This is a genomic window from Bacillus cereus group sp. Bce019, assembly GCF_051781745.1.
GTDB classification, from domain to species: Bacteria; Bacillota; Bacilli; order Bacillales; family Bacillaceae_G; genus Bacillus_A; species Bacillus_A cereus.
This window is the reverse complement of the sequence record NZ_JBPWJX010000001.1, coordinates 62051-81620: the sequence shown is the minus strand read 5'-3', so window position 1 is coordinate 81620 and position 19570 is coordinate 62051. Positions and strand designations below refer to the sequence as shown.

Here is a 19570-nt window from a genome sequence, read left to right as displayed (position 1 = left end):
TACCAACTCCATTTTTTATTTCCATTATTCCCCTTTGAAAGCACGTTTAAGCTTTCCGAATAAACTATCATCCTGCTCTTCTTGTCCTGCAAATTCACGTAATAAATCTTTTTGCTGTGAAGTCAATTTCGTCGGTACAACAACACGAACGACTACATATTGATCTCCTTGACCGTATCCACGTACGTTCGGAGCACCTTTTCCTTTTAAGCGGAACTCTGTTCCAGTTTGTGTTCCTGCTGGGATTTTCAGCTTCACTTTACCATGAACAGTAGGGACTTCCACTTCAGCACCAAGTGCCATTTGTGCAAATGTTAATGGCATTTCGCAAATAATGTGGTCTCCTTCACGCTCGAAGAATTCATGATTTCTTACATGAACAACAACATATAAGTCTCCTGCTGGTCCGCCATTTACGCCGGCTTCACCTTTTCCAGACACACGAATTTGTTGACCATTATCAATACCCGCTGGAATTTTAACATTAATTTTTTTACGTTTACGAACTTTACCTGAACCGTGACATGTCGTACATTTTTCTTTAATAATTTGTCCAGTTCCTGAACAATGACCACAAGCTTGACGGTTTACGATACGACCAAACGGTGTGTTTTGTTCAACACTCACTTGACCAGAACCTGAACAATGTTTACATGTTTCTTTTGAAGTTCCTGGTTTTGCTCCACTACCTTTACAAGTATCACATGGATCTTCTACTGGAATTTCCACATTTAATTCCTTACCAAAAATAGCTTCTTCAAAATCTAAAGTGACTTGATATTGTAAGTCAGCGCCTTGGCGCGGAGCATTTGGATCACGACGTCTGCCGCCGCCACCGCCAAAGAAAGAACTAAATATATCTTCAAAACCGAAGCCACCGCCGAAGTCTCCTCCGCCGCCAAATCCACCGAATCCTTGATTTGCACCAGCATGACCAAATTGATCGTACTGCGCACGCTTTTGATCATCACTTAACACTTCGTATGCTTCTTGTACTTCTTTAAACTTTTCAATTGCATTTTCTTCTTTGCTTACGTCTGGATGGTATTTTTTAGCCAAACGACGATACGCTTTTTTTATTTCATCTGTTGAAGCGCCCTTGCTAAGTCCAAGGACCTCATAATAGTCTCGTTTACTCATAAATTTACAACCCCCGAATCTTTCACATAAACGTAATTTTAACACCGAAAGAAAGTGCTTTGCAACAAAGTTTCCTCACTTACAGTATGCAAAGCGAAAAACTTAAGATCCTCACACATCGCTTCTCATTCGTGAAAAAAGCCAAAGTCAAGGCACGCTTGACTTTGACTTTTTGTCATCTTACTTATTATGTTTACAGTTGAATTACTTGTCTTCTTTTACTTCTTCAAACTCAGCGTCAACTACATTGTCTTTCTTCGCGCCAGCGTCTTGTGCACCTTGCGCACCTTCTGCTTGACCAGCAGCTGCTTGAGCTTGCTCGTATAATTTAACAGTTAATTGTTGTACGATTTCTTGTAAAGCATCTTTTTTCGCACGAATTTCTTCAAGCTCGTTTTTCTCAATTGCAGCTTGTAATGCTTCTTTCGCTTCTGTTGCTTTTGCAACTTCAGCTGCATCTACTTTACCTTCTAAATCTTTTACAACTTTGTCTGTTTGGAATACAAGTTGGTCAGCTTCGTTACGAAGTTCAACTTCTTCCTTACGTTTTTGGTCAGCGTCAGCATTTGCTTCCGCTTCTTGTACCATACGTTCTACTTCTTCATCAGAAAGACCTGAAGAAGATTGGATTGTAATAGCTTGCTCTTTGCTTGTTCCTAAGTCTTTCGCACGTACGTTAACGATACCGTTCGCATCAATATCGAATGTTACTTCGATTTGTGGAATACCACGTGGTGCTGGTGGAAGGTCAGTTAATTGGAAACGACCTAACGTTTTGTTGTCAGCTGACATTGGACGCTCACCTTGTAATACGTGAATGTCTACTGCTGGTTGATTATCAGCAGCTGTCGAGAATACTTGTGACTTACTTGTTGGAATTGTAGTGTTACGCTCAATTAATTTCGTGAACACGCCACCCATAGTTTCAATACCTAAAGAAAGTGGAGTTACGTCTAATAATAGAACGCCTTCTACATCTCCAGTAAGTACGCCACCTTGAACTGCAGCACCTAATGCTACAACTTCATCAGGGTTTACACCTTTATATGGCTCTTTACCAGTTTCACGTTTAATAGCTTCTTGTACAGCTGGGATACGAGTAGATCCACCAACAAGAATAACTTTATCTAATTCGCTTGGAGCAAAACCAGCGTCTTTTAATGCACGACGAGTTGGCTCTAATGTTCTTTCAACAAGACCTGCTGAAAGCTCTTCGAATTTCGCTCTTGTTAACGTTAATTCTAAGTGTAATGGACCAGCAGCTCCAGCACTAATGAATGGTAATGAAATTTGAGTTTGTGTTACACCAGAAAGATCTTTTTTCGCTTTTTCAGCTGCATCTTTCAAGCGTTGAAGCGCCATTTTATCTTGGCTTAAATCAATGTTATTTTCTTTTTTGAACTCAGCTACTAAGTGATCGATGATAACTTGGTCAAAGTCATCGCCACCAAGACGGTTGTCACCAGCAGTTGAAATAACTTCGAATGTGCCGTCTGCTAACTCAAGGATAGATACGTCAAATGTACCGCCACCTAAGTCATATACTAAGATTTTTTGTTCTTCGTCTTGTTTTTCTAAACCGTAAGCAAGTGCTGCTGCTGTTGGCTCGTTAATGATACGCTCAACTTCTAAACCAGCGATACGACCAGCATCTTTCGTTGCTTGACGCTCTGCATCGTTGAAGTATGCAGGTACTGTAATAACAGCTTTCGTTACTGTTTCACCTAAGTATGCTTCAGCAGAAGCTTTTAAGTTTTGTAAAATGATTGCAGAAATTTCTTGAGGTGTATAATCTTTACCTTCAACTTCTACTTTGTAGTCTGTACCCATATGACGTTTAACAGACATGATTGTATTTGGGTTTGTAATTGCTTGGCGCTTTGCAACTTCCCCAACTTGACGTTCTTCATTTTTGAAAGCTACAACAGAAGGTGTTGTACGGTTTCCTTCTGGATTTGGGATAACCTTTGGTTCTCCACCTTCCATAACAGCTACACAAGAGTTTGTTGTACCTAAGTCAATACCGATAATTTTACTCATGGCGAATCCTCCTAGTTTTATGTAAATTATTGATTTACTTTTACCATTGATGGGCGAATCACACGGTCTTTTAATTTATAACCTTTTTGGAATTCTTCCACAACCGCGTTTGATTCAAATTCACTATCTTCCACTTGCATAATAGCTTGGTGTTCATTAGGATCAAACTGTTTACCAACAGCTTCAATCACTTCCACACCTTCTTTAGTCAGCGCTTCTAACAATTGACGATGCACCATTTCCATACCTTGTAACAAGGATTTCGTTTGCTCATCAGTCGCTTCCACTTGCATTGCTCTTTCAAAATTATCAAGAGCTGGCAAGATGTCTGAAACTAGACTTTGTGCTCTATATTTTTCAGCAGCCTGTTTATCCATTTGGACACGGCGCTTATAATTTTCAAAATCAGCTTGTAGACGTAATGTGCGACCTTCCGTTTCCGTTAGTTTCGCTTGTAACTCATCTACTTTTTCTTGTAAAAGAGCAGCCTCACTTTTTTCTTCTACAGTTTCTTCACTGTTTTCTGGCGTGACAGCTTCTTCAACTTGCGCTTCTTTTACTTCTTCTACCACTTGTTCGTTACGCTCTTCCACAATATTCACCTCCTTAAAAGGTATTAGGTATCATGCATAGCATGATTACCTAAGCATTATATATTACACACAGCAATGAAAATTTCATCACTTGAGCGAATGTATTACTCTCATTTACTTTTTAAGCCCATCAGTAAATTGTCTCGTAAATAACTGTAACAAACTAATTACACGAGAGTATTGCATTCTCGTAGGACCTAAAATAGCAATTGTTCCAAGTTGCTCTTCGCCGATTGAATATGTTGCAGAAATTAAACTACAATCCTCCATAGCCGTCGAAGAGTTTTCCCTACCAATTTTCACTTGAATCCCGACTTGTTTATGACGTAAAATGTCATAAAATTCGGCTTCATTATCAATCATGGTAAGTAAAGATCTAACCTTTTGAATGTCATGGAACTCTGGCTGCGAAAGCATATTTGCTTTTCCTCCAAAGTATATCTTTTCCGATAAAGGAACTTGAAATGTACCATCCAACATTTTTATTGCACTATCGTAATTATGAACATACCCACGTAAAACTGTAACAATCTCTTTAAAGATTTTATTATGAAGTTCTTCCATCGGTACGCCAGATAGCTTTTCATTTAAAATATTAACCATTTTTTCTAAATCTGATAAATCAACAGATTCCGGAACGGTAATCGTTTTACTTTGTACATGCCCTGTATCGGTTACAATAATAGCGACTGCAGTTTGACGATCAAGCGGCACAATTTGTACATTTTTAAGTTTATTTGTACTTAACTTCGGTCCAAGAACAATGGCCGTATAATTCGTAAGTTCTGATAAAATTTGAGCAGATTGCTGTGCAATTTTTTCCGCTTCAAAAATTCTTTCGGCAAATAAATCTTTAATTTGTACAATTTCAGCGTTCGGTAAGTTTTGCGGCGCTAAAAGATGGTCTACATAAAATCGGTAACCTTTCTCAGAAGGAACACGTCCAGAAGAACTGTGCGTTTTTTCAATAAAACCTAATTCTTCTAAGTCCGCCATTTCATTTCGAATAGTAGCTGAACTAAATGTAATTTCATCTTTTTTAGCCAACGTTCTAGACCCAACGGGCTGCGCTGATCCAATAAAGTCATCAATAATTGTTTGTAAAATTAAGAGCTGACGTTCCGTAAGCATCTCATCATCACCTCTGTTAGCACTCTTTGTCTTTGAGTGCTAAATCTATTAATAACTTACCAAAATTGACATTCAATTGTCAACGGAAACGTCACGAAATAATGAAACTTTTTCACGCCTATGGAACATTTAATTAGTCAATCAAAAATGATTGGAATACTTCATTCCCTAATAATTTTCCTTTTCGCGTTAAACGCACATGTCCATCTTCCTCTTCAAGCAATCCCTTCTCTTGGTTGCTTTGTAACTGCTTCGTGAAAACTTGATCCATCTCTACATTAAATTTATTGCGGAACGCCGTTTTAGAAACACCTTTTGTTTTTCGAAGCCCTAAGAACAGCTCTTCTTCCATTCTTTCTTTCTCCGTCACTTTGTGAACATCTAAATATGGAAATCCTGTTTCATCAATTTTATTAAAATATTGCTTCAGGGGACCTACATTTTGAATACGTTCCCCGTTCACATAACTATGAGCTCCAGCTCCAAATCCATAATACTCTTCATTATTCCAGTATGTGAGATTATGTCTACTTTTATTGTCACCTTTTGAGAAATTACTAATTTCATACTGGTTATAACCGTGTTTCTCCATTTCATCCATTACTATTTCATACATTTTCGCTTCATGGTCTTCACCCGGAAGACGCAATTTCCCTTTGTTCATTAAGTTATAAAACACTGTTTTTGGTTCCACAATTAATGAATATGCCGAGAAATGTTGTACACCAAGCGTAAAAGCAATATCTAATGTTTCTTTTACATCTTCTATCGTCTGTCCTGGCAAAGCATAAATAATATCTACATTAATATTTTTAAAGCCAACTTCCTGTGCTTCTCGAATCGCTAGGAATGCATCTTCCCTCGTATGCTTGCGCCCAATTTTCTCAAGCAGTTCATCACGGAACGTTTGCACACCAAAACTAATTCGATTCACTCCACCTTCTAGCAGTACATTCAACTTCTCTTTCGGTAAATCTCCTGGATTCGCTTCAAATGTTAATTCACAATTCGGGGCGAACGGACGCAAATGACGATTAATAATCTCGAGTAATTTTTTTGTCTGTTCCATATTTAACGCTGTCGGAGTTCCCCCACCCACAAAAATCGTTTTCATACTATCAAATGGAACTTTTTGAACCGTATTTATTATTTCCTTCTCTAAATAATCTAAATATTGATCAACCGGTTGGCGTTCAATAAACACTTTATTAAAATCACAATAGTGACAAATGTGCTGACAAAACGGAATATGAATGTATGCAGCTTGTACCAAATATAACTCCTACCTTTCTAAAAAGAAAACCTCCGCACTCCGGAGGGTTCTCTACTTCTCTAACGTATTACGAATTTGTTCCATTCGCATTTTTCCCCAATCATACATCATTTCAACGATCGGTAAAAGTGACATGCCTAGTTCCGTCATATAATACTCAACGCGAGGAGGAATTTCGGGATATACTGTCCGATCAACAATCCCATCTTCCATTAACTCTTTTAATTGGTTCGACAAAACTTTATGAGAAATGCTTGGGAATAACCGTTGTAATTCACTGAAACGATGCGGCCCTTCCACACCAAGATGCCACAGTATCACAACTTTCCACTTTCCACTAATAATAGAAAGCGTCAATTCCTTTTCACAATTAAAATTACCATTTTGTATTTTATCTTGAATATCTTTTCGAATATTTTCGGACATTAACAATCTCCTAACTCTATATGAACTAAAAAGCTCTCTCATTATTGTAAATGAGAGCTGCTCAGATGTCTAAAAAGTAATTATACAGAAAAAAGAAGCCGCACAAACGACTTCTTTTTTATTTCAAATATTAGTTGTCATCCATTTTCAGTACAGCCATGAATGCCTCTTGCGGTACTTCTACAGAGCCAACAGACTTCATACGTTTTTTACCTTCTTTTTGCTTATCAAGAAGTTTACGCTTACGAGAAATGTCACCGCCGTAACATTTTGCAAGTACGTTTTTACGCATCGCTTTAATTGTAGAACGTGCTACAACTTTATTTCCGATAGTCGCCTGAATTGGCACTTCGAACTGTTGTCTCGGAATTAATTCTTTTAATTTCTCTACGATTACTTTACCACGGTCATACGCTGAATCACGGTGTACGATAAATGATAAAGCATCCACTTGTTCATTATTTAAAAGAATATCCATTTTCACAAGTTTAGATGGCTTATAGCCAATTAACTCGTAGTCAAATGATGCATACCCTTTCGTATTTGATTTCAATTGATCGAAGAAGTCATATACGATTTCTGATAACGGGATTTCATATGTTAATGTAACACGCGTTTCATCTAAATATTGCATATCAATAAACGTTCCACGTTTACCTTGGCAAATCTCCATTACAGCTCCAACATAGTCATTCGGAACCATAATTGAAGCCTTCACAAACGGCTCTTCTACACGATCGATAGACTGTGGATCTGGCATATTAGATGGGTTATCAACAATAACATCTTCACCGTTAGTTAAATAAACTTTATAAATAACGCTTGGCGCTGTTGTAATTAAGTCAATCTTAAATTCACGTTCAATACGTTCTTGAATGATTTCCATGTGAAGAAGCCCTAAGAAACCACAACGGAAACCAAATCCTAGCGCTTGAGATGTTTCTGGTTCAAACTCAAGAGCAGAATCGTTTAACTCTAATTTTTCTAATGCATCACGTAAATCGTTATAACGAGCAGAGTCAATTGGATACAGACCACAGAATACCATCGGGTTTAACTTACGGTAACCTGCTAACGGCTCTGCAGCTGGACGTTTCGCATGTGTAATCGTATCACCAACACGTGTGTCACCAACATTTTTAATCGATGCTGCTAAGAAACCTACATCACCTACTGTTAACTCGTCACGTTGCGTAGTTTTCGGTGTAAATACACCTACTTCTGTTACTTCAAATTCTTTACCCGTTGCCATCATACGTACTTTATCGCCAACTTTTACTGTTCCATTTACAACACGGATATAAGCAATTACACCGCGGTACGGATCATATAAAGAGTCGAAAATCATACATTGTAATGGCTCTTCTGAATCACCCGACGGAGCTGGTACTTTTTCAACAATTTGTTCTAAAATTTCTTCAATACCAATTCCAGCTTTCGCAGAAGCAAGTACCGCTTCTGATGCATCTAAACCAATTACATCTTCTACCTCTTGACGTACACGTTCTGGATCCGCACTCGGTAAGTCGATTTTATTAATAACTGGTAAAATTTCTAAATTATTATCAAGCGCTAAGTATACGTTTGCTAACGTTTGCGCTTCAATACCTTGCGCTGCATCTACTACAAGAATCGCGCCTTCACAAGCCGCTAAACTACGAGATACTTCGTACGTAAAGTCGACGTGTCCTGGTGTATCAATTAAATGAAGAATATACTCTTCACCATCTTTTGCTTTATAGTTTAATTGTACTGCGTTTAATTTGATTGTAATACCACGCTCACGCTCTAAATCCATAGAGTCAAGCAACTGAGCTTTCATTTCACGTTGTGTTAACGCGTTTGTTTTCTCTAAAATACGGTCTGCTAACGTTGATTTTCCGTGGTCAATATGAGCAATAATAGAGAAATTACGAATTTTGGACTGTCTTTTTGCTCTTTCTTCTTTATTCATCTATGTTCTCAACTCCTAATAGTCTCGCCAATATACACTAGCACTGATTATATCAATAGAGCAACAAAGATTCAATGAAAACTCGTGCTGCTTACGATACAAATCATTCTATCTATATCTTATGCGAATAAACCATAAGAGACAAACCCTTTTCAAATTTTAAAACGGCTGTCTTACAAACCAGTAAAACAACCGCCTCCCATGTTACTCTTAGCTAAAAATTCCTTTTATTTTCCCAACAACGATATCCGTTCCGAACTTCGTCATTTCATAAGCTACACTTGCTACTGCCATCCCAATTCCTTCTACAACATTAAAACTTCTTAAACGTTCTAACTGTTGTTGTTTTTCTGAGGCCGAAAACGAGCTACCCAAAATTTCTGATTCAGCACCTGTACTTTCTGTCCCTGTCATATGAGCTATTTGTTCATATGACAGTTGCTGATAGCCTTTCATACTTTTCAAACCATGATTAGCAAGTGCCACTCCTGCTATCATCATAAGTAAACATAAAGCCACACTACATATACACAAAAGCGTAAAGCGACTCAAACGATAATCATCTGTTCCCCTCAATGTGTATATGCTCCCGTATTATCTTGATCAATTTGATGATGCAGCGCCGCATTTAAACCACTCGCTATTACATTCGCCATATCCTCAATAAAAGTATCTACTTCTTTTGGGGTTACCATTAAATTATGACCAAGAGGAGATAGCACTTCATAAATCAGCCTTCTTTTTTCTTCTTCTTCCAACGTACCAACAGCACCTAAAAACATATTTCTGCTCTTTTCATCCGGCATATCTTCTTCTGTTAATTTTTTCTTTTCTCCAAATGAAAATCCCGCTGGTAACAAAGAGCGTGAAGGTTTATTTCCTTCTTTCATCTCTCGGCCGAAATGTTTCAAAATAAAATCAATCGTATCACTTGTAATCGAAACAGCATCGACCACAGTCGGAACACCAATCGCGATTACAGGGATACCTAATGTGTCTTTACTTAGTTCTTTACGTTTATTCCCAACCCCCGATCCGGGATGAATTCCAGTATCAGAAATTTGTATCGTGCTATTTACTCGTTCAATAGAACGGGCAGCTAATGCGTCAATCGCAATTACAAAGTCCGGGTTCGTCTTCTCAATAATCCCATAAATAACATCGCTCGTTTCGATCCCTGTAATTCCCATTACCCCCGGCCGAATTGCACTAACAGGCCTAAACCCTTCTTCTACACTTTCAGGCTGTAATTGAAACAAATGTCTCGTTACTAATACATTTTCCACAACTATCGGTCCAAGAGCATCTGGTGTTACATTCCAATTCCCAAGACCTACAATTAAACAGCTTGCTTCTTTTGTAACGCCAACCTCTTCTAAGAAATTAGAAAATTCTTTTGCAAAAATACGCTCCACTTTTTGTTGAAGTTCTGTATCTTGCTGACGTATACCTTGAACTTCAAGCGTTAAATAATTTCCAGGCTTTTTACCCATCGCTTCAGAGGCAGCTTCATCAATTGTTACTTTTGTAATTATAGTCCCCTCTTCTTCTCTCTCTTTTACAATAACTCCCTGTATCCCTTTTTGTTCCTCTTGGCTTTCTTGCAACATTTGATGGGCTTCTACAGCAAGGTCAGTTCTAATGCTATATTTACTTAAATCTAATGGTTCTTTCATCGTATCTCCTCCGTAATTCATAGTAAATATCGTTAGATTTCCCAAAGTTATATAAGGTCATTCTTTCCTTTACGTGAAATTTCATGGATATACTATTGCAATTCTCTTCACCGTTTGATAGAATATCACTTGTTCTATGTAAGAATCGAGTCATTCGATTGCACCAGGGAGGTGAAAAGTATGGCAAACATCAAATCTGCTATCAAACGCGCTAAACTTAGCGAAGAGCGTCGTGCACATAACGCTTCTATCAAGTCTGACATGCGTTCTGCTGTTAAAACTGTAGAAGCTTTAGTTACTAATAACGATCTTGAAAATGCTAAAGAAGCTTTCAAAACTGCTTCTAAAAAACTTGACAAAGCAGCTCGTAAAGGTCTTATCCACCAAAACGCTGCAGCTCGTCAAAAATCTCGCTTAGCGAAACAAGTAAACGCGTAAGGCGTTTAAAAAACGATCCATTTGGATCGTTTTTTTATATACAAAAAAGTTCATGTACTTAGTACATGAACTTTTTTGTATCATCACATATGATTTAATCGCATTAAGAAAAACTCGAGCACAAGTTTCTTATCCATCTTTCCCGTCTTCATACTATAATCAGCTTCCGCTAATTCTATAATCACTTTTTTTAATTCTTCAAAAGAGAAAAACTTCGTTTGATTCATTGCCAACTTCACGCGATACGGATGTACACCAATATGAGACGCAATTTGATTTTGTCCATAACCACGTTGCTGTAGCTCTTTCACTTGATACAACAAGCGGAATTGACTCACTAATAACGCAAGCAATTTAATCGGCTCTTCCTGCTGCGTAAATAATCCATCCAAAATTTGCATTGCACCTGCAATATCTTTTTTCACCACTTTTTCTGTCAAAGCGAATACATTTTGCTCAACGGATTTTGGTACAAGCTCTGCAACAAGTTTCGTCGTAATCTCTCCGCCCATACCAACGTATAACGTTAACTTGTCCATTTCCTTCGCCAACATTGTTACATTACTTCCCACAAGCTCTAGCAACAAACTAACAGCCGCGTTATCAATATGCACATGCACTTCATCTGCACGAGCAACAATCCACTTCTGAACATCCTGTATTTGCATCGCATTTGCTTCTACTACATCTGCTGTTTTCTTTAATAGTTTTGTAATTTTTTTTCGCTCATCAAGTTTTTCGTAAGGCGCAACAAAAACAAGAATAGAAAATGGAGAAGGTTCACCAATGTATTCTTCTAAAATTTTTATATTTTGCTCTAACTTTTCTTTTTGCGAAGTCAAAAATAGCGGTGATTTTATTAACAGTACTTTCCGTTCTCCGAAGAAAGGAAGCGTACGCGCATCCTCAACCACATCTTCTAAATACGCTTCTTCTAAATCGTATGTCACAACATTAAACTCTCGATCTTCTTCTTCAAGTGCTTCTGTCGTAATAAGCTTTATCGTTTCATTTATAAAAAAAGCTTCCGTTCCATATAGTAAATATAACGGAGCAAACTGTTTCTTTTTAATTTTTTTATGTATATCACTCATACTTTTTCCTACTCCCTAACTTGGCAATATATATTTATACTAATGCCCTAGCTTTTGTTTTACAAGTACAAAGGAACAGGCTTTATAACCCGTCCCTTTATTTATATTAAACGCCACGCAATAAGCCCCGGGTTTCTTATTGGTGTGCGGTAATCACCTTCCCTTTATTATTCGCAATAAAAATTTGAGTATAAGTGCCAACTGTTAACATGCTTGGAAACGAAAAACTCACATTACTTCATGATTTAAAAGTAGCAAAAAAGCTCGTTTTCTCTTCATATGGAAATTGTAGATTTTTTTCTGACAATATTTTATACTAAAGTGGAATGTTGGGGAGGGATTCTAAATGAATGATTTTGAACAAAACGTTCAAAGTAAACGCAATGACGCTATTGATTCAGGGGTAGGATTTATCGTCTCATTTGGTTTTTTCGCAACACTTTTCATCATTGCAACTGTTATTAAATTTATCGGTTCTTAAAGACTGCCACTTCATGGCAGTCTTCTCTTTTTCATCTATTATGTGTTTTATCATATGTGATTTTACTTTTAAAGGTTCCATTTTCCCCTTTAAAAACATAGGAAATAGCACCTTGCTTGTCCGTGCGCCATATCTCACTCCCCATCTTCTCAAAACGCTCTATCACTTCTTTATGCGGGTGTCCATACCTATTCTGCTTACCAACAGATATAATCGCTACACGAGGCTGTATGACGTTCAAAAAAGGCTCTATAGATGACGTATTACTCCCATGATGAGCAACTTTTAAAACATCCACTTGTAAATCTGAATATGCCTCTACTAAAATCTTTTCCCCTTCTTCTTCCAAATCGCCTGTAAATAGCCACTTCAACCCTCCAAATTTTGCCCATATTACAATTGAAGCGTTATTTTCGCTTTTTTCTTTTCCTTTTGGAGCTAAAACGAAAAATTCCGCTTCATTTACACTCCAACTCGCCCCTTCCCCCACTTCAGTTATTTTCATTTCCTTTTCTAATGCCTGTTTCTTGACTACTTTTTCTAATACTGCATCTTTTCCCTTTCGGCCAAATACCACTTCTTTTACAGGTATATATGATAATAATTCTTGCGCAGCACCTATATGATCTGCATCTCCATGCGTTACGATTAATTTATCAATTGTTTTAATACCTTCTTTTTGTAAAAAGGGTATTAAAACATCATTCCCAACAGAAAATTCATGCTTTTTTTGTTGCCATTCTTCCTTATTCACACGAAGCGTTCCACCTGTATCAATAAGATAAATCCCTTTATCATACGGAAGGCGAATTAATATTGCATCACCTTGTCCAACATCAATAAATGTTACACTTCCGCTTCCTCTAAAATATGGATATACATAATGACATGTGCTAATAAAAAGAAATACACTCGCAACTATACAAACCATTTTTTTCGGCGCTCTTCTTTCCCAAACCATCAATATACTGACAATACTCGCGCAATATACAGCTACAAGATTGAAGGGCGTTTCCCCGAAGTTAAGCTGGGTAAATGGTAAACTTTCACAATAACTTAGAAAATCATTAGACATACTCAAGCCTATTGATAATACATCCGCAAATCCTTTTGCGAGAAACGGGACAATTGGCATACACAGTAAAATAATAATGCTACATGGTAATACAATGATAGATAAAAACGGAACGTATAAGAGATTGAGGAGAATGCTATATGGAGAAAAATAACCAAAGTGATATAACAAAATCGGAGTACTAACGAGCTGTGAAATGATAGAAATATAAATAGAATTTCGGATTACTCCGTTGCTACTCCCTAACAATAACGGAGCAGACAAAAGTAAAGCGAAGCTACCTACAAAAGAAAACTGAAATCCAATATTAAAAACAAGATAAGGGTCATATATAAGCATACATATAGCTGTTACACTTAAAGCATCTAAACTAGATAAACGAATCGAGCACATAAAAGCAATCAACATCAAAACCCCTGTTATAGAAGCTCTTATAACAGAGGGTGAAGCCCCTGCTAAAACCATATACAAAGGAATACAAATGATAAGGCAAATTGTTGCTACCTCCCTCGTCGCACCGCTTCTTAGCAAAATAAAATATACTATCACCATCAACAATACAATGTGTGAACCTGAAATTGCTAACAAATGTACAAGACCAAATTGTTGATATTGCTCTTCCACTTCAAACGTCATTTGTTGTCTATCACCAAAGAGTAATGCATTCATAAAAGCACCTGATTGCTCTGGAAACATTTCTGTAACTTTCGAGATTGCTTGTTGCCTTAAAAGAAGAATCCATTGCGTGAGCGACAGTGATGTTTTATAGCATTCAGAAATATATGTAGCCTCAAATGTGAAATGAATATGTTGCTTGTATAAATAATCACGGTAATTAAAACCATGAAAATTCCGAGCTGTTTCCGGTTCTTTCCTCTCACCCTCGAATACACATGATATCCCTGCGTATAATTGTTGCATTTTTTTCTTTTCCAAAGCTGATTTTATTCTATAACTTAACTGCACTATATTTTTATTCTGATCTTCAAATTGAAAAGATAGGCGATCCCCATTAACAAGCGGTGTGTTTTGTATAACCCCTCTTGTAACTGCATAGGGCTTCCCTAGAGGCTTATTCCACACTTGAACATAGGAAGTGTATATAACGCTACTAAAGCACGCTACAATACAAAAAATGAAGGTTTTACGCGAAGTGCGATATAAACAGAAGGAAACATTTAAAAAGAGGCAAAAAACTATCAATAAAAGTGACGAGGAAAAGGCAATTGCAATCCCTATTATAAACGAGATTGCAACATACCCCCATTGTTCTTGCAACTTATACTCACTCCTTATAGCATCATTTTTGCTTTCGTGAATACATGCTGTAATTCTTCCATTGATAAATTATCTTTTTCTAAAGACACAAATAATTCTTTCAACTCTGTATAACGTTTTTGATCCTCTAATGCAGCAATATCATATTCTAGCGGAACGTGTTTCACTGTTACATTCGCTTGTTCAAATAACTCTATGGCGTATGGATGATTTTTATAATCCTGCGCATAATAAACCGCTGTAATACCACTTTGAATAATTGCCTTACAACATTGTAAACAAGGGAAATGCGTAACGTAAATTTCTGCTTCCTCTGTTTTCGCACCAAACTTGGCACATTGTAATAAAGCATTCATTTCGGCATGAATTGTCCGAACACAATGATTATCGATTACGTAACAACCATCATCTATACAATGTACGCCACCTTTAATTGAACCATTATATCCACCAGCAATAATTCGTTTATCGCGAACGATTGTCGCTCCTACCGCAAGCCTTGTACATGTACTACGCAAAGATAGTAGATGGCTTTGCGTCATAAAATATTGATCCCATGAAATTCGTTCCATATTTTTCACCTACTTTTTTGTCTACTTGTAGTGTAGCGAAAGAAGAAAAACTTCGTCAATCTTTTACGGAATAATAATTTGATCTTTTATCTTTTCAAGAGACTTCGCACCAATCCCATCAATCTCTAATAAATCTTCTATTTTCTGAAACGGACCATGTTCTTCTCGATATTTCAAAATACTTTCTGCCTTTCGAGAGCCAATCCCTGTAATTTTTTCTAGTTGTTCTTTCGCCGCTGTATTTATTCGAATCTTGCCATCTTCCTTAGAAGAAGTAAGCACCCCTTGTTCTGATTCATTTTTACTCGGTATATAAAGAAGCATTTGATCTTGTACAATTTGTGCTAAATTCACTTTTTTCATATCTACTTCTGATAAAAAACCACCAGCCTTTTGAACCGCATCCTTTACGCGATCTCCTTCCTTCATTTCATATACCCCTTCTTTACTAACCGCTCCTTTCACATCAATTATAATTGTTCTTTTCTGTTCCTTTGTATCCGATATTTTCGGTTTACCCTTTTTTTCGATTTCCTTCTCTTGTACATTCATTGTAATAGGCATTCGTTCTACACTCTGATTCGTTTTCCAAAAAACAAGAAAAAGTAAAGTTCCAATAATAGCTACTAAACCTAACCACTTTTTCGGAAAATCCCACATCATTTTACACCTCTAATCATAAATTTATAACATCATTCATATTGTTTAGGAGAAAGCTGTTACGAAGGAGGGATGAAACTTTGAACATAGGAATTATAGGGACAGGAAACATGGGGAATATACTAATCGATGCATTTTTAGAAACCCGTGCTGTCAAACCTTCGTGCCTTACAATCATTAATCGGACGCCTGCAAAAGCATATCATATAAAAGAAAAATACCCTTCTGTTCATATAGCAAAAACAATCCCGGAAGTAATCGAACAATCACAACTTATTTTTATTTGTGTCAAGCCGATAGATATATACCCTATCCTAAAAAAATACGCTGAACATTTTTCTGATGAAACGTGCTTAGTTTCTATTACAAGTCCAATATCTCCATCACAATTAGAGACTCTCGTACCTTGCCACGTCGCGCGTATCATTCCAAGTATCACAAATCGCGCGCTCTCTGGCGCCTCACTATTTACATTTGGAGATAATTGCTCTGAAGAATGGCAACAAAAACTACTTCGTCTATTCAAAAACATTTCTACACCTCTTGTAATAGAAGAAGATATAACGCGCGTTTCATCTGATATAGCAAGTTGCGGTCCTGCTTTCTTTAGTTATTTACTACAATGCTTCATTAACGCTGCTGTAGATAAAACAAATATTACACACGAAGAGGCTACTACTTTAGTAAGTGAAATGGTCGTGGGGATGGGGAAATTACTTGAAAAAGAAATCTTCACATTACCTACCTTACAAGAAAAGGTTTGCGTGAAAGGCGGCGTTACTGGGGAAGGCATTCGGGTTTTAGAAGAGCACGTTGGAGATATGTTCCATAAGTTAATCGAGCGAACACATGAAAAATTTGATGAAGATTTAGAATGCGTTGATCAGCAATTCAATAAACACACATAATAAATACGTCATTTTCATTCCAAATCCTTTTTATAAATACTTACTTTTTTACAATACATTTTCACTTCAACTACTATTCCCACACTTTACGCATACAATCTTCAGATTATGCTAGAACTAAAAATACATCTTCTTTATAAAACAAAAGCAACCTTCTCGGTTGCTTTTGTTTTATCCGTTTTTCTTCGCCATGAAGAAAATACGCTCTGTTTGTTCTGTAACTTCAAGTCGCTCAAAATCACCTGTTACACGAAGCACTGTAAAACCTGCTTCTTCAAGCCATTTCGTTAACTCTTCCACTTGATATGCACGTTGCACGTGACATTCGTCAAACCGATGGTACACATCTTCTTCCGGATCTTGAACAAAGAATGTTAAATCATGCTCTACACTATTTGATTCTTCACCAGGGAAGCAATTCCAAATAAGAGATATTTCTTCTCCATTCACTGTATACGTTTCATTTTGAAATACATGATGTATTTTATATAAAGAATGTACATCAAATAAAAACAAACCATCTTGACGTAAATGGTGAAATACTCTTCTAAATGTTTCTTGTACTCCATCTTCTTGCAATACATAATTTAATGAATCACAAAAGATGGTTACACAATCAAACTCACCTGGAACATCAAGCTCTCGCATGTCTTGTTGATAAAAAGGAATAAAGTATCCCTCTCCTCCTAGTTTTTGCTGAGCGACTGTTAACATTTCTTCTGAAAGATCGACACCTATTAAATCGTAACCCTTTTGCACAAGCGGCAGGGTTACATTACCCGTACCGCATGCTACATCAAGAATTTTTGCCTCTTTCATATCTGCCTGCTGTAAACTTTCCTCTGTAAATTCCACCCATTTATCATAAGGGACATCATTCATTAGTTCGTCGTACAACAATGCAAATTGTTCGTATTTCATTGGCCTAACTCTTCTGTAATATCTTCACGTGGCACATCGCCCCATAGACGCTCTAAATTATAGTGATTACGCTCATCTTTATGGAATACATGAGCAACTACATCTCCAAGATCAACTAATACCCAACGTGCTTCGTCAAACCCTTCCATACGTTGTACGTCGATTTGGAACTCATGTGCTTTTGATTTAATTTCACGTGCAATTGCTTGCACTTGTTTGTCTGAATTTCCGTGACAAATAATGAAATAATCTGCAATTGGTGAAATACCTTGCATATTTAGGACAACCATATCTTCTGCTCTCTTATCATCAGCTGCTTTTGCCGCTAATACTAATAAATCTTTATCGTTCATTTACTCATTTCCTCCTTGATAACTGCATTGTATGTTTGGAATGTTAATGGATAAATCGTCTGATCTTTTTCCATTAAAAATTGAATTGTTCTCTTTAACGCAAATAATAAAGCTTGATTTATATCCGTATATGCGAGTTTACGAGCCTCTTCCACTCCTGGAAACTTTCGCCCAGGTTCAATGTAATCAGCTACATAAATCACTTTATCTAACATCGTCATATTCTCATGACCACTTGTATGATATGTAATAGCTTGCAAAATTTCAGAATCCGTAATGCCTACTTCTTTTTCTACTAAGTATGCCCCAACAGGTGCATGCCATAACTCTTTGTTATAGCAAAGTAAATCTTTCGGCAAATCTTCACGTTTAATAATCTCTTCCATCTCTGAAATTGCTCTACATTTCGCATAATCATGGAATATAGCTGCCATCTCTGCTTTTTTTTCGTCCACACCGTATAACTTAGCAAGCTCAATCGCTGTCTCCATTACACCAATTGTGTGTATATAACGTTTTTCATGCATTTGTTGTTTGACAATATGCAGTGCATTCTCACGATTCATACAACCCATTCCTCTCGATATATACCTGTACTTTTTCGGGAAGTAAATATTTACACGTTTTCTTCTCCTTATATCTCTCACGTAATAAGGATGAAGAAACTGCAAATTCCGGAATTTCCACTGTAGTAATCTTATATGGTGTATGCAATGTATACCCAGGTCTTGCAACTCCAACAAACGTTACAAGATTAAGTAAAGCTTCAATGTTATACCACTTCGGTAAATACTCAACCATATCCCCACCAATAATAAAGTGAAACTGCACATCCGGATACTTCTTCGTCAATTGTAACATAGTGTCATACGTATAAGATGGGCCCTTCCTACTTAGCTCTTCTAAACAAATAGAAAAGTGCTCTTCTGCCTCAGTCGCGAGCTCTAACATATGTAAACGACTTTCTACACTTGTAATATTCCGCCCTTGTTTATGTGGCGGAATCTGGTTTGGCAAGAACCATACTTCTTCCAAGTTCAAAGCGTGATATACTTCATTTGCAATTAGCAAATGTCCATAGTGAGGCGGATCAAATGTACCGCCAATGATGCCAATTTTTCTCAAAAGAAACGCCCCTTCCTTTTACATACAGCAACTCTCCTCGGTTAGGAATGAAGAGAGTTGCTATTAATAAAAGTTCAATTGGTTTCGCTCTCTACATCATTACGCATAAACGATAAAAATAGCGCATGCTAGTCTTTTTATCGAGGAAGCTTAATTTGTTTATTTTCTCTTGATTCTTTGTATAAAACAATTGTGCTTCCAATTACTTGAACGATTTCAGCACGTGCACCTTTTGCAAGTTCTTCCGCAACCTCACGGCGATCAAATTCACAGTTTTGTAATACACTTACTTTAAATAACTCACGAGCTTCTAAAGTATCTGCGATTTGTTTAATCATATTTTCATTTACTCCGCCTTTTCCTACTTGAAAAATTGGTGTTAAATGATGTGCTTGTGCACGTAAAAATCTTTTTTGTTTTCCTGTTAACATA

The 19570-nt window shown here is 37.0% G+C and carries 21 protein-coding genes; 3 read left to right on the top strand and 18 right to left on the bottom strand.

What is annotated here, in order from left to right; translation table 11 throughout:
* Nucleotides 1-24: 24 nt before the first annotated feature.
* The 9 genes from dnaJ to gpr all read right to left on the bottom strand — a co-directional run bounded on the left by dnaJ (nt 25) and on the right by gpr (nt 10233).
* Entirely contained in the window at nt 25-1140 is a 1116-nt protein-coding gene (dnaJ, locus tag ACS2QP_RS00435; protein WP_000043946.1) for a chaperone protein DnaJ, read from the bottom strand.
* A 204-nt stretch (nt 1141-1344) separates the two neighbouring features.
* Complete coding sequence (gene dnaK, locus ACS2QP_RS00430) at nt 1345-3180, bottom strand: chaperone protein DnaK (RefSeq protein WP_000034700.1); 1836 nt, start codon at nt 3178-3180, stop codon at nt 1345-1347.
* 26 nt (nt 3181-3206) lie between these two features.
* Nucleotides 3207-3773, bottom strand: coding sequence for a nucleotide exchange factor GrpE (grpE, locus tag ACS2QP_RS00425; protein WP_000392711.1), 567 nt, complete (start codon nt 3771-3773; stop codon nt 3207-3209).
* 114 nt (nt 3774-3887) lie between these two features.
* On the bottom strand, nt 3888-4904 hold the full coding sequence (hrcA, locus tag ACS2QP_RS00420) for a heat-inducible transcriptional repressor HrcA (RefSeq protein WP_000954941.1): 1017 nt from the start codon (nt 4902-4904) through the stop codon (nt 3888-3890).
* 133 nt (nt 4905-5037) lie between these two features.
* Nucleotides 5038-6177 (bottom strand): radical SAM family heme chaperone HemW, encoded by a 1140-nt coding sequence (hemW, locus tag ACS2QP_RS00415; RefSeq protein ID WP_326263147.1) that lies wholly within the window; start codon nt 6175-6177, stop codon nt 5038-5040.
* A gap of 51 nt (nt 6178-6228) precedes the next feature.
* The gene (locus ACS2QP_RS00410; protein ID WP_001293539.1) at nt 6229-6603 is read right to left on the bottom strand and encodes a winged helix-turn-helix transcriptional regulator; all 375 of its coding nucleotides are present in this window, start codon (nt 6601-6603) and stop codon (nt 6229-6231) included.
* A 130-nt stretch (nt 6604-6733) separates the two neighbouring features.
* A complete protein-coding gene (gene lepA, locus ACS2QP_RS00405) occupies nt 6734-8557 on the bottom strand; it encodes an elongation factor 4 (RefSeq protein ID WP_001030951.1) in 1824 nt (607 codons plus the stop codon).
* Between the two features lie 210 nt (nt 8558-8767).
* The gene (locus ACS2QP_RS00400; protein ID WP_001215037.1) at nt 8768-9133 is read right to left on the bottom strand and encodes a YqxA family protein; all 366 of its coding nucleotides are present in this window, start codon (nt 9131-9133) and stop codon (nt 8768-8770) included.
* The gene (gene gpr, locus ACS2QP_RS00395) at nt 9130-10233 is read right to left on the bottom strand and encodes a GPR endopeptidase (RefSeq protein ID WP_000662618.1); all 1104 of its coding nucleotides are present in this window, start codon (nt 10231-10233) and stop codon (nt 9130-9132) included. The genes ACS2QP_RS00400 and gpr overlap by 4 nt, the downstream gene beginning before the upstream one ends.
* Nucleotides 10234-10413: 180 nt before the next feature.
* Between gpr and rpsT the strand changes: the two genes are divergently transcribed.
* On the top strand, nt 10414-10671 hold the full coding sequence (gene rpsT / locus ACS2QP_RS00390; RefSeq protein ID WP_001274011.1) for a 30S ribosomal protein S20: 258 nt from the start codon (nt 10414-10416) through the stop codon (nt 10669-10671).
* An 83-nt stretch (nt 10672-10754) separates the two neighbouring features.
* Here the strand turns inward: rpsT and holA are convergent, their stop codons facing one another.
* The gene (holA, locus tag ACS2QP_RS00385; RefSeq protein ID WP_001279916.1) at nt 10755-11765 is read right to left on the bottom strand and encodes a DNA polymerase III subunit delta; all 1011 of its coding nucleotides are present in this window, start codon (nt 11763-11765) and stop codon (nt 10755-10757) included.
* A gap of 346 nt (nt 11766-12111) precedes the next feature.
* On the opposite strand from holA, the gene ACS2QP_RS00380 reads away from it, so the two are divergent.
* Entirely contained in the window at nt 12112-12246 is a 135-nt protein-coding gene (locus ACS2QP_RS00380; protein WP_000997609.1) for a YqzM family protein, read from the top strand.
* A gap of 31 nt (nt 12247-12277) precedes the next feature.
* Here the strand turns inward: ACS2QP_RS00380 and ACS2QP_RS00375 are convergent, their stop codons facing one another.
* From ACS2QP_RS00375 to ACS2QP_RS00365, 3 genes are all read right to left on the bottom strand, one after another.
* Nucleotides 12278-14599 (bottom strand): DNA internalization-related competence protein ComEC/Rec2, encoded by a 2322-nt coding sequence (locus tag ACS2QP_RS00375; protein WP_438882079.1) that lies wholly within the window; start codon nt 14597-14599, stop codon nt 12278-12280.
* Nucleotides 14600-14613: 14 nt separating this feature from the next.
* Nucleotides 14614-15171 (bottom strand): ComE operon protein 2, encoded by a 558-nt coding sequence (locus tag ACS2QP_RS00370; protein ID WP_000439770.1) that lies wholly within the window; start codon nt 15169-15171, stop codon nt 14614-14616.
* Nucleotides 15172-15234: 63 nt separating this feature from the next.
* Nucleotides 15235-15834 carry a helix-hairpin-helix domain-containing protein gene (locus ACS2QP_RS00365; RefSeq protein WP_000989932.1) on the bottom strand — a complete coding sequence of 200 codons (600 nt, stop codon included), beginning with the start codon at nt 15832-15834 and terminating at the stop codon, nt 15235-15237.
* Nucleotides 15835-15911: 77 nt separating this feature from the next.
* Here ACS2QP_RS00365 and comER point away from each other — a divergent pair, with 77 nt between their 5' ends.
* Nucleotides 15912-16739, top strand: coding sequence for a late competence protein ComER (gene comER / locus ACS2QP_RS00360; protein ID WP_001020554.1), 828 nt, complete (start codon nt 15912-15914; stop codon nt 16737-16739).
* A gap of 171 nt (nt 16740-16910) precedes the next feature.
* On the opposite strand, the gene ACS2QP_RS00355 is transcribed toward comER, so the two are convergent.
* From ACS2QP_RS00355 to yhbY, 5 genes are all read right to left on the bottom strand, one after another.
* The gene (locus ACS2QP_RS00355; RefSeq protein WP_000873069.1) at nt 16911-17660 is read right to left on the bottom strand and encodes a class I SAM-dependent methyltransferase; all 750 of its coding nucleotides are present in this window, start codon (nt 17658-17660) and stop codon (nt 16911-16913) included.
* Nucleotides 17657-18013, bottom strand: coding sequence for a ribosome silencing factor (gene rsfS / locus ACS2QP_RS00350; RefSeq protein ID WP_000998173.1), 357 nt, complete (start codon nt 18011-18013; stop codon nt 17657-17659). The genes ACS2QP_RS00355 and rsfS overlap by 4 nt, the downstream gene beginning before the upstream one ends.
* Nucleotides 18010-18579 (bottom strand): bis(5'-nucleosyl)-tetraphosphatase (symmetrical) YqeK, encoded by a 570-nt coding sequence (gene yqeK / locus ACS2QP_RS00345; RefSeq protein WP_001078477.1) that lies wholly within the window; start codon nt 18577-18579, stop codon nt 18010-18012. The genes rsfS and yqeK overlap by 4 nt, the downstream gene beginning before the upstream one ends.
* The gene (gene nadD, locus ACS2QP_RS00340) at nt 18569-19138 is read right to left on the bottom strand and encodes a nicotinate-nucleotide adenylyltransferase (protein ID WP_001226048.1); all 570 of its coding nucleotides are present in this window, start codon (nt 19136-19138) and stop codon (nt 18569-18571) included. The genes yqeK and nadD overlap by 11 nt, the downstream gene beginning before the upstream one ends.
* A gap of 137 nt (nt 19139-19275) precedes the next feature.
* Nucleotides 19276-19569 (bottom strand): ribosome assembly RNA-binding protein YhbY, encoded by a 294-nt coding sequence (yhbY, locus tag ACS2QP_RS00335; RefSeq protein ID WP_000955224.1) that lies wholly within the window; start codon nt 19567-19569, stop codon nt 19276-19278.
* Between the last annotated feature and the right edge of the window lies 1 nt (nt 19570).

What these genes read in the sequence shown, in the direction of transcription:
- dnaJ (WP_000043946.1), bottom strand. Translation starts at nt 1,140, where the DNA reads ATGAGTAAACGAGACTATTATGAGGTCCTTGGACTTAGCAAGGGCGCT.
- dnaK (WP_000034700.1), bottom strand. Translation starts at nt 3,180, where the DNA reads ATGAGTAAAATTATCGGTATTGACTTAGGTACAACAAACTCTTGTGTA.
- hrcA (WP_000954941.1), bottom strand. Translation starts at nt 4,904, where the DNA reads ATGCTTACGGAACGTCAGCTCTTAATTTTACAAACAATTATTGATGAC.
- ACS2QP_RS00410 (WP_001293539.1), bottom strand. Translation starts at nt 6,603, where the DNA reads ATGTCCGAAAATATTCGAAAAGATATTCAAGATAAAATACAAAATGGT.
- lepA (WP_001030951.1), bottom strand. Translation starts at nt 8,557, where the DNA reads ATGAATAAAGAAGAAAGAGCAAAAAGACAGTCCAAAATTCGTAATTTC.
- gpr (WP_000662618.1), bottom strand. Translation starts at nt 10,233, where the DNA reads ATGAAAGAACCATTAGATTTAAGTAAATATAGCATTAGAACTGACCTT.
- rpsT (WP_001274011.1), top strand. Translation starts at nt 10,414, where the DNA reads ATGGCAAACATCAAATCTGCTATCAAACGCGCTAAACTTAGCGAAGAG.
- holA (WP_001279916.1), bottom strand. Translation starts at nt 11,765, where the DNA reads ATGAGTGATATACATAAAAAAATTAAAAAGAAACAGTTTGCTCCGTTA.
- ACS2QP_RS00380 (WP_000997609.1), top strand. Translation starts at nt 12,112, where the DNA reads ATGAATGATTTTGAACAAAACGTTCAAAGTAAACGCAATGACGCTATT.
- ACS2QP_RS00370 (WP_000439770.1), bottom strand. Translation starts at nt 15,171, where the DNA reads ATGGAACGAATTTCATGGGATCAATATTTTATGACGCAAAGCCATCTA.
- ACS2QP_RS00365 (WP_000989932.1), bottom strand. Translation starts at nt 15,834, where the DNA reads ATGATGTGGGATTTTCCGAAAAAGTGGTTAGGTTTAGTAGCTATTATT.
- ACS2QP_RS00355 (WP_000873069.1), bottom strand. Translation starts at nt 17,660, where the DNA reads ATGAAATACGAACAATTTGCATTGTTGTACGACGAACTAATGAATGAT.
- rsfS (WP_000998173.1), bottom strand. Translation starts at nt 18,013, where the DNA reads ATGAACGATAAAGATTTATTAGTATTAGCGGCAAAAGCAGCTGATGAT.
- yqeK (WP_001078477.1), bottom strand. Translation starts at nt 18,579, where the DNA reads ATGAATCGTGAGAATGCACTGCATATTGTCAAACAACAAATGCATGAA.
- yhbY (WP_000955224.1), bottom strand. Translation starts at nt 19,569, where the DNA reads ATGTTAACAGGAAAACAAAAAAGATTTTTACGTGCACAAGCACATCAT.